Genomic DNA, 9,047 nt, shown 5'->3' on the forward strand with positions numbered 1-9,047 from the left:
AAAGTTTATGATTTGAGATTATTGTTTGACCGACTGCAAAACACGTAGGGGGACCCTCAAGCTTATGGAAAAATTGATGATCACCGGTGGACGGCCGCTTCAAGGTACAGTTTCCATCAGCGGTGCCAAAAACAGTGCCATCGCCTTGATTCCCGCAGCCATTCTGGCAGAGTCGGAAGTCATTTTGGACAATTTGCCACTGTTGAGTGATGTGGCGGTGTATTCCGAAATACTGGAGGAACTTGGTGCAACGGTTACCTGGGAAGGTAGCCAGATGAAAATAGATCCTTCCTCCATTAAATCCATTCCTATGCCGAATGGGCCTGTTAAGAAATTACGAGCCTCTTATTATATGATGGGAGCCATGCTGGGCAGATTCAAGGAAGCGATCATCGGTTTGCCAGGAGGGTGCAATTTCGAACCCCGGCCCATTGATCAGCATATCAAAGGTTTCGAAGCGCTGGGTGCCACGGTTACGAACGAGCACGGCGCTATTCATTTGCACGCCAAAGAACTGCGCGGAACTAAGATTTATTTGGATGTTAGCAGCGTAGGCGCTACCATTAATATTATGCTGGCGGCTGCACGTGCCAAAGGCGCCACAATTATCGAAAATGCGGCTAAAGAGCCTGAGATTATAGATGTAGCAACTCTTTTAAACTCGATGGGGGCTATTATTAAAGGTGCCGGTACGGAAACGATTCGAATTGAAGGTGTGTCGGAGCTGCATGGCTGCCGTCATTCCATCATACCTGACCGTATACAAGCGGGCACATATATGATTGCTGCTGCGGCAACCCGTGGAAATGTATTGATTGACAATGTAATCCCCAAACATATGGAGGCTCTCACTGCAAAAATGCAGGAAATGGGCATCGGCATCGAGGAATATGATGAAAGTATTCGTGTACTGGGTGCACCTTCCTATGGACATGTCGACGTTAAAGCCTTGATATACCCCGGATTCGCTACAGATTTACAATCTCCCATGACCAGCTTGCTTACCCAAGCGCAGGGTGTCAGTGTATTGAGCGATTTTGTGTACAGCAATCGTTTTAAGCACGTCCCTGAGCTGGTGCGTATGGGGGCTAAAATTCGCGTAGAGGGTCGGTCTGCCATTATAGAGGGTGGTCAACTGAATGCAGCTAAAGTAAAAGCGGCAGATCTGCGCGCCGGAGCGGCCCTTGTCATTGCTGGACTTACAGTAAGCGAAGGTGTAACTGAGGTGACGGGTGTCGAGTACATTGACCGTGGTTATGATCACCTTGTTTCCAACCTGCGTCTTTTGGGCGCGGATGTATGGCGGCAGACTGAATAGTTAGACCATGCCATTTTTTCGAACTCCCGGAACGAAAGCGATAGAACGGGCAACACCTATGCAGCCGCTGCTTGATACAAGATTGTGGTTCATACCTAACAATCTTTTATCGGAAAACCGGAATAATTCGGTATAATTCAGGCAGATGGCTGCATAACTTTATTTGTTTTGGTTAAAATTATGTTAATGGTGTTTATGATATCATTGTCTATCATTTAGATGTATGAATGGACTTAATAATTGAATAGGTGGTTATTATATGGATCTGCAAATTTCCGATCTGGAAGAAATGAAGCTGACCGACCTGTACAAGCTGGCCAAGCAATACCAGATCCCGTACTACGGAACGCTCAAAAAGAAAGAATTAATATTCGCGATCCTGCGCGCACAAGCTGAGAAGAGCGGATTGATGTTTATGCAGGGGGTTCTGGAAATCCTTCCCGAAGGTTACGGCTTTCTGAGGCCGATCAATTATCTCCCGAGTACCGAAGATATTTACATCTCTGCTTCACAAATCCGCAAGTTTGACTTGAGAACGGGCGATCTTGTTTCTGGTAAATGCCGAACGCCAAAAGAGAATGAACGATATTTTGGATTGCTTCAAGTTAACGCCGTCAATGGAAGAAGTCCTGAGCAAGCTGCTGAGCGGCTACATTTTCCTGCACTGACTCCACTGTATCCGCAAACCAAATTAGTCCTTGAAACTTCCCCCAACCATTTGTCTACGAGAATTATGGATGTACTGGCCCCTGTCGGACTTGGACAGCGCGGACTCATTGTAGCACCTCCCAAAGCTGGGAAGACGCTTCTCCTCAAAGAAATTGCCAATAGCATTTCTACTAACAATCCCGAGATCGAGCTTTTTGTCTTGTTGATTGATGAACGCCCCGAAGAAGTGACCGACATGCAGCGTTCTGTTAAAGGTGAAGTTGTGGCCTCTACATTTGACGAACTTCCTGAAAATCACATTAAAGTGGCAGAACTCGTGTTGGAGCGTGCGCTGCGTCTCGTAGAACATAAAAAGGATGTTGTCATCCTGTTGGATAGCATCACACGTTTGGCTCGTGCGTACAATCTCGTTATCCCTCCTTCTGGTCGTACTTTGAGCGGGGGTATTGATCCGGCGGCATTTCACCGTCCAAAACGCTTTTTTGGTGCGGCTCGGAATGTGGAGGAAGGCGGTAGCTTGACGATTCTTGCTACAGCGCTGATTGATACAGGATCACGCATGGACGATATCATTTATGAAGAGTTTAAAGGTACGGGCAACATGGAGTTGCATTTGGACCGCAAGCTGGCAGAACGTCGTATCTTTCCTGCGATTGATATTCGTCGTTCCGGCACACGCCGTGAGGAAGTGTTGTTGAACAAGGAAGAATTGGATACCATCTGGGCCATTCGTAAAAACATGACGGAAAGCCATGATTTTGTGGAAGGCTTCCTCAAAAAGCTGCGTAATAGCAAAACTAATGCTGAGTTTTTGGCTTCGTTTGATTTGACGGCACCTTCTTCCAGTGGCTCGCAAAGCAGTTCTGGTGGGCAACAACGGAGAACTGCACGTTCTACCACAGCGTCAGTCCCGGCCACAACCAACTAAAACCCATTCATGTATTTTATCTGTTCCGTAAGTACACAGTCGTTACCATTCATTTTGTTAATGGCGTAGGCTTAACGGAGCGAAAGGAGCTCCATAATGTATTTGGTGTATGCCGACGAAAAAGGCAATGTATATGATCATGCTTCTTTGTATGGGCTTGCCCGTAGTGCAGACATGATTGTTGAAATCATGGAGGATGAGCTTATTCCGCTACCGGAAGGAGCTACATTGGTAAGCCTGCCCAGCACTCGCCCGGTCGGTATGAACCCTGAAACAGGGGAAATGGTTTCTCTTCCCGGAGATATGCAAGCAGTAGGGGCTTTATTGCCGCAAGGTTTTACGCGCTTGTGCCTGCCGGGATATGTGAAGACCGATAAGGAGTACAAACTTCCCTTGTTCGGTTATTCGGCCGTAGTCTGGAAAGACGGGGCATTTTATGTAACGGCAGAGCAGAGTGACAGTCCATCCAAGTGGAATCCGGAAAACTGTGACCGTCATCAAGTTAAACTAGGTGTGCAGCGGATGACGGAGCAATATCCCGAAAATCGGCTGTACCAACATTTGTCTAACTGTGCGCTGGGCTACGAATGTCTTACTTCCTCGAACACATTCCTGAATCGCTGGGAAGGGGGAGTTCCGGTATCTTATTCTTGTAATGCGGGTTGCTTTGGCTGTATATCTGAACAGCCGGACGACAGTGGCTTTGTATCTCCGCAGACAAGAATGAACTTCCGTCCCCGTGTCGAAGAAATTGTAGAAGTTATGCTGGAACATTTGAAGACACCGGAGTCCATCATCAGTTTTGGCCAAGGTTGCGAAGGTGAGCCTTCCACACAAGCCAAACTGATTATTGATTCGATCAAAGAGGTGCGCTCCATTACCGATATGGGATACATCAATATCAATACGAATGCGGGATTGAGCGATCATATCCGGGGAATCGTGGATGCGGGTCTTGATCTGATGCGCGTTAGTACCATTAGTGCACTGGACGATCACTACAATGCGTATTACAAGCCGCGCGGCTACACGTTGGCTAATGTGGAAAAATCACTTCGTTATGCTTCTGAGCAGGGAGTATATACGTCGATTAACTATTTGATTTTTCCGGGTGTAACAGACCGAGAGGAAGAAATTGAGGCAATGATTGAATTTGCCAAACGTACTAAGCTCAAGCTGATTCAAATGCGTAACTTGAATATCGATCCTGAAAGCTATCTGGAGTTGATTCCGCCTGCTCAAGGTGAGATTCTTGGCATGAAGCAAATGCTTGAGATTTATCGTGAGGAACTGCCTGATGTAGTCATCGGTTCTTACACTCATGTACCCCCACAAGGGCTGGCACGTCCCAAATTTGCCAAGGCCTAAAACTGTCAATAGCAACTTGAAACTCACCTATTTTACGCCATCTTTGAATGCGGAAAAGAGTTGTTGAAACGCTCATATTCAAGTGCTATAATGTGAACATGTGTTCATACAACTCTGGACTGATAGGACGTTCAGGGCGGAAAGAGGTGAAAGTTCAATGCAACAAGCTATTCAACCAAAATTTAGCGTAACTAATGTCACTTGTGCTTGCGGAAATTCGTTTGAAACTGGTTCTGTGAAAGGATCTCTGCGTGTGGAGATTTGCTCCGCCTGCCACCCATTCTTCACAGGCAAGCAGAAATTTATTGATGCTGGTGGACGCGTAGATCGTTTCAAAAAGAAATACGGTATCTAATGGATTACCGCAGGTTATAAAGTTATTAGAGCCTTCTGCAACTGCAGAGGGCTCTTTTTGTAATAATGTGTATTTGCTTTTTATGCGGCCTTAAGATATACTTATTTTCACCGTGCTAGATGGGGAGGTAGCGGTGCCCTGTAACTCGCAATCCGCTATAGCGAGGTTGAATTCCTGTTAGAGGTGTTGTTGATGTGAGGCTGGTCCCTGCGCACAATGTTGACGGCTGGGTCCTCCGCAATGAGTACTTGTGAACCTGGTCAGGTCCGGAAGGAAGCAGCCATAAGCAAGCCCACTCTTGTGCCGGAGGGTTGCCTAGCCCGAGTTGTTGTTCAGGATTGCCGCTCGGATCACAACGATCAATAACAGGTGCACGGTATATATTAGTGATTAGAACATCTTGGCAATCATTGCGAAGATGTTTTTTTGTGTTTTATAAATTGGAAGGTGTCTGGTTTAGATTCGGACGGGAGTATAGTATAATGAAGTGACCATGAATGGTCATGAAAGTGAATGGGAAAGAGGGTAACGCGCATTGGAACATATAGCGTTGTACCGTGCTTGGCGGCCGCAGGCTTTCAAGGACATGGTAGGACAACAGCATATTATCCAGACATTGCAGAATGCCATCCGCGAAAATCGCACGTCCCATGCCTACCTGTTCAGCGGTCCACGAGGAACAGGTAAGACGAGTGCGGCCAAAATTTTGGCCAAGGCTATCAACTGTGAGCATGGACCTGCGCCGGAACCTTGCAACGAATGCGAAGCCTGTAAACGGATCACGGCCGGAGCGGTCATGGATGTACAGGAGATTGATGCAGCCTCCAACCGGGGCGTTGAAGAGATTCGTGATTTGCGCGATAAAGTCAAATATGCGCCCACAGAAGTGCGGCACAAGGTTTATATCATTGATGAAGTGCACATGCTGACGACGGAAGCGTTCAATGCGCTGCTCAAGACACTAGAAGAGCCGCCGCCACACGTGATGTTCATATTGGCTACGACTGAACCACATCGGATTCCGGCGACAATTATTTCGCGTTGCCAGCGGTTTGACTTCCGGCGGGTATCGCTGGAAGAACAGACAGAGCGGCTTGACCTGATATGTCAACAGGAGAACATACAGGCTGATTCAGATGCACTGCAGTACATTGCGCGTCTTTCAGATGGCGGGATGCGAGATGCAGTTAGCGTTTTGGACCAGATATCCTCGTTTACAGATGGTCGGGTTACTTATCAGCAGGTGCTGGATATGACGGGAGGTATTGCGTCCGAGCAATTCGGTAAGCTTGCCTTGGCATTGCTGAAAGAAGATGTGGGCACGGTGCTCCAAATGATCGAGAACTTTATGCAGGAAGGTAAAAGTGCGGATAAGTGCATGGAGAATCTTCTGTACTATTTCCGAGACCTGCTAATGATCAAGATGGTGCCTCAGGCAACCAAAATGACGGAGCGAGTGCTAGATCCAGAGCGATTTAAGGAAGTGGCAGATGCTTTTACCAAGGAGCAACTCTTTGCGATGATTGACACCCTTAATCGTTATCAGAGCGAGATGAAATATGCCGTTCAGCCTCAAACTTTGTTTGAGGTAGCTCTGTTGAAACTATGCAGTATTCCGGGGGGAGCAGGAGCTGTTGTTCAGCCGACCGCACAGCGCTCTGGTGCTGCAGCTGAGCAGGAAGATGTGGTAATGTTGAAGCGCCAGCTTGCTGAGTTGGAAAAGAAACTGGAGCGCGCGCTGCAAGGTGGATTGGGCGCTGGAGCTGGACAGGAAGCGTCGTCGGGCGGCCGTCAGGCTTCCGGGGGTCGTGCCCCTGCTCCGCGGATTTCAGCGCCGGCCAAACTCCCCTCTCAGTTGGATCGCTATATCGCTGAGAAGTCGAGCGAAGCATTCGCAGCAGCGGGGCGTAAGTGGAGTCAGATTTTACAAGGGGTAAAAGAGGCGAAAGTTACGGTTCATGCCTGGTTTATGGACGGTGAGCCAGTTTCTGTGTTAGAGGACAGTGTACTGGTCGCATTTAAGAACAATATTCATCGTGAAACTACCGAAAAGCCTGCCAATAAGCAGGTCATCGAGAAAGTATTGCATGAGCAGTTGGGTCATCCTTATCGTTTAGTAACGATGATGCAAAAGGATTGGAATGCTGCGATTGAAGGAGTTTCCGACCAGCCTGCCGAAGAATTGCAACTGGAGCCGGAGCATGATACGCCGGGAAAGTCCAAGGAGCCCTGGATTGATGAAGCTATTCAACTTTTCGGGGAAGATCTGGTAGTCATTAAAGATTAAATCAAGTGTCTAGATGTATACTTCATTAAAGGAGATGATTGAAATGAACAATATGAACCAAATGATGAAGCAAGTGAAAAAAATGCAGGAACAAATGCTGAAAGCCCAAGAGGAACTTGGCGGAAAAGTAATCGAAGGTACTTCTGGCGGCGGTGTTGTGACGGTGGAGGTAAATGGACATAAAAAAGTGTTGTCCATCACGATCAAACCGGAAGCCGTAGATCCTGATGATGTAGAAATGCTGCAAGATCTTGTACTGACTGCAGTCAATGATGCTTTGTCCAAAGCAGATGAACTGGCTAATGATGATATGGGTAAATTTACAGGCGGCATGAAAATTCCGGGCTTGTTCTAGTCTGCTGCATAAAGGAGAAACGCGCTATTGTATTATCCGGAGCCGATTGCAAAGCTAATTGATGCTTTTACGCGCCTGCCGGGAGTAGGGCCGAAGACGGCTGCCCGGTTGGCCTTTCACGTACTGAAAATGAAGGAAGATGATGTGATTGACTTTGCCAAGGCGCTGGTCAATGTAAAACGCAATCTGCACTTCTGTTCAGTCTGCGGCAACATTACGGATACGGACCCTTGTCGGATCTGTCAGGATAAGACGAGGGATGCTTCCGTCATTTGTGTTGTTCAGGATTCCAAGGATTTGGTGGCTATGGAGCGTACCAAGGAGTTTAATGGTTTTTACCATGTGCTTCACGGGGCGATATCTCCTATGGAGGGAATTGGTCCTGAGGATATCAAACTCAAGGAATTGCTGAACAGGCTCAGTGATGAACGCGTCAAGGAGCTGATTTTAGCTACGAACCCGAACATTGAAGGAGAGGCCACGGCCATGTACATTTCTCGGCTAGTGCGTCCTTTTGAAATCAGGGTTACTCGTATTGCTCACGGATTGCCAGTGGGTGGAGATTTGGAGTATGCTGACGAGGTTACCCTGTCCAAAGCGTTAGAAGGCCGTAGAGAGCTCAATTAATAGGTGTATTTATACGTTATAAATAGGGAGGGAATGTCCTTAGGGTATTCTCGACTCACTTGGGGGAGCCGCTATGGCTCCTTTTTTATTTGCGGTGATAGATGGCAGTATAGATCGTTCCTGGTTCTAAGTTTGTCCTTTGTTCAATAAGTATGAATAAGGTAATCTTGCAGACTGTGCACATAATTCAGCTTGTGAGGAGGATGAACGGATGTGGGAACGGATGAAACAAAATTTCCGTCGTCAGGAGAATGGCAAATCAGAAGCGGAGTATCGGCAGGAGTTGTTTGCCCAGATTCGGGCTTCGCATGCGGAATGGTTAAGAGCGCATCGTTTATTTCATGAAGCAACGGGTAAAGATGAGATCGACTACGCTATATTTGTTCTAGAAGCTGCAGAACGTAAATATCAGATACATTTAAAAAGTGCGAAACAGCAAGGCCTGCATCGTTTCCATCTGCCTGCAGATGAACCGGGGTATGCCAATGATACGGATCGTGTTCACAAGCGGAGGGCTGAATGAAAGGGGCGGTCTGGCTAGTTCTGATTGCCTGTGTCGGGATGCTACTATTTCTAATCTTAAAAAAACGTTTGGGTATCGGCTGGCTTGTAGTATTCGGGGCGCATATGGGCCTGGCAGCCATCGCATTGTATGTTATCAATTATTCAGGGTGGATTACGCAGGTGTACATCCCGATCAATCCAGTGACAATGGGGGCGGTAACGATATTAGGTTTGCCTGGGATTGTCCTTTTACTGGGATTGAAAATAGTATTATTCGGACAGGCTATATGAAAACTTAAATGTTATTGTTTCTATTTTTAAAATATAGTTGACGGCGAATTCAAAAATGTGATACATTAATTCTCGGCCCTTAAAGCCCGGGAATTTTTTTGTGAGAACAACATTTAAATGAAATTAAAAAATAATTTTAAAAAAAGTGTTGACTTAAATCCCGAATGTGTGTTATATTAATCAAGTCGCCGCTGAGATGCGGTGGTGAAACAAAGTGAGACATTATGCAAGTTTGATCTTTGAAAACTGAACAACGAGTGAGTAAAACGATTTTGTTCGCAAAATCAAACAAGAGATATTTTATCTCGTCAGTTTCAACATGAGCTTATCGCTCTTTCTATAAAC

The 9,047-nt window shown here is 46.7% G+C and carries 9 protein-coding genes and 1 other RNA gene; all 10 read left to right on the top strand.

The window, feature by feature from the left end; genetic code table 11:
• Nucleotides 1–64 precede the first annotated feature (64 nt).
• The 10 genes from NLX78_RS25420 to NLX78_RS25465 all read left to right on the top strand — a co-directional run bounded on the left by NLX78_RS25420 (nucleotide 65) and on the right by NLX78_RS25465 (nucleotide 8,702).
• Nucleotides 65–1,318, top strand: coding sequence for a UDP-N-acetylglucosamine 1-carboxyvinyltransferase (locus NLX78_RS25420; RefSeq protein ID WP_254351849.1), 1,254 nt, complete (start codon nucleotides 65–67; stop codon nucleotides 1,316–1,318).
• A 259-nt stretch (nucleotides 1,319–1,577) separates the two neighbouring features.
• Nucleotides 1,578–2,915 (top strand): transcription termination factor Rho, encoded by a 1,338-nt coding sequence (gene rho, locus NLX78_RS25425; RefSeq protein WP_069080583.1) that lies wholly within the window; start codon nucleotides 1,578–1,580, stop codon nucleotides 2,913–2,915.
• 96 nt (nucleotides 2,916–3,011) lie between these two features.
• Nucleotides 3,012–4,283 carry a radical SAM family protein gene (locus tag NLX78_RS25430; protein WP_061831800.1) on the top strand — a complete coding sequence of 424 codons (1,272 nt, stop codon included), beginning with the start codon at nucleotides 3,012–3,014 and terminating at the stop codon, nucleotides 4,281–4,283.
• 157 nt (nucleotides 4,284–4,440) lie between these two features.
• A complete protein-coding gene (gene rpmE, locus NLX78_RS25435) occupies nucleotides 4,441–4,638 on the top strand; it encodes a 50S ribosomal protein L31 (protein WP_254351850.1) in 198 nt (65 codons plus the stop codon).
• Between the two features lie 110 nt (nucleotides 4,639–4,748).
• An RNA gene (gene ffs / locus NLX78_RS25440) (signal recognition particle sRNA large type) lies at nucleotides 4,749–5,015 on the top strand.
• Between the two features lie 158 nt (nucleotides 5,016–5,173).
• Nucleotides 5,174–6,925 (top strand): DNA polymerase III subunit gamma/tau, encoded by a 1,752-nt coding sequence (gene dnaX, locus NLX78_RS25445; RefSeq protein ID WP_254351851.1) that lies wholly within the window; start codon nucleotides 5,174–5,176, stop codon nucleotides 6,923–6,925.
• A 43-nt stretch (nucleotides 6,926–6,968) separates the two neighbouring features.
• Nucleotides 6,969–7,280: a YbaB/EbfC family nucleoid-associated protein gene (locus NLX78_RS25450; RefSeq protein WP_013308226.1), complete on the top strand. Its 312-nt coding sequence runs from the start codon at nucleotides 6,969–6,971 to the stop codon at nucleotides 7,278–7,280.
• Nucleotides 7,281–7,307: 27 nt separating this feature from the next.
• Nucleotides 7,308–7,907, top strand: coding sequence for a recombination mediator RecR (gene recR, locus NLX78_RS25455; RefSeq protein ID WP_061831802.1), 600 nt, complete (start codon nucleotides 7,308–7,310; stop codon nucleotides 7,905–7,907).
• 211 nt (nucleotides 7,908–8,118) lie between these two features.
• Nucleotides 8,119–8,430, top strand: coding sequence for a DUF2508 family protein (locus tag NLX78_RS25460; protein ID WP_025676300.1), 312 nt, complete (start codon nucleotides 8,119–8,121; stop codon nucleotides 8,428–8,430).
• Nucleotides 8,427–8,702: a pro-sigmaK processing inhibitor BofA family protein gene (locus NLX78_RS25465; protein ID WP_025719099.1), complete on the top strand. Its 276-nt coding sequence runs from the start codon at nucleotides 8,427–8,429 to the stop codon at nucleotides 8,700–8,702. The genes NLX78_RS25460 and NLX78_RS25465 overlap by 4 nt, the downstream gene beginning before the upstream one ends.
• Nucleotides 8,703–9,047: the final 345 nt, after the last annotated feature.

It is taken from the genome of Paenibacillus sp. Lou8.1, from assembly GCF_024213565.1.
In the GTDB taxonomy this organism is placed as follows: domain Bacteria; phylum Bacillota; class Bacilli; order Paenibacillales; family Paenibacillaceae; genus Paenibacillus; species Paenibacillus polymyxa_B.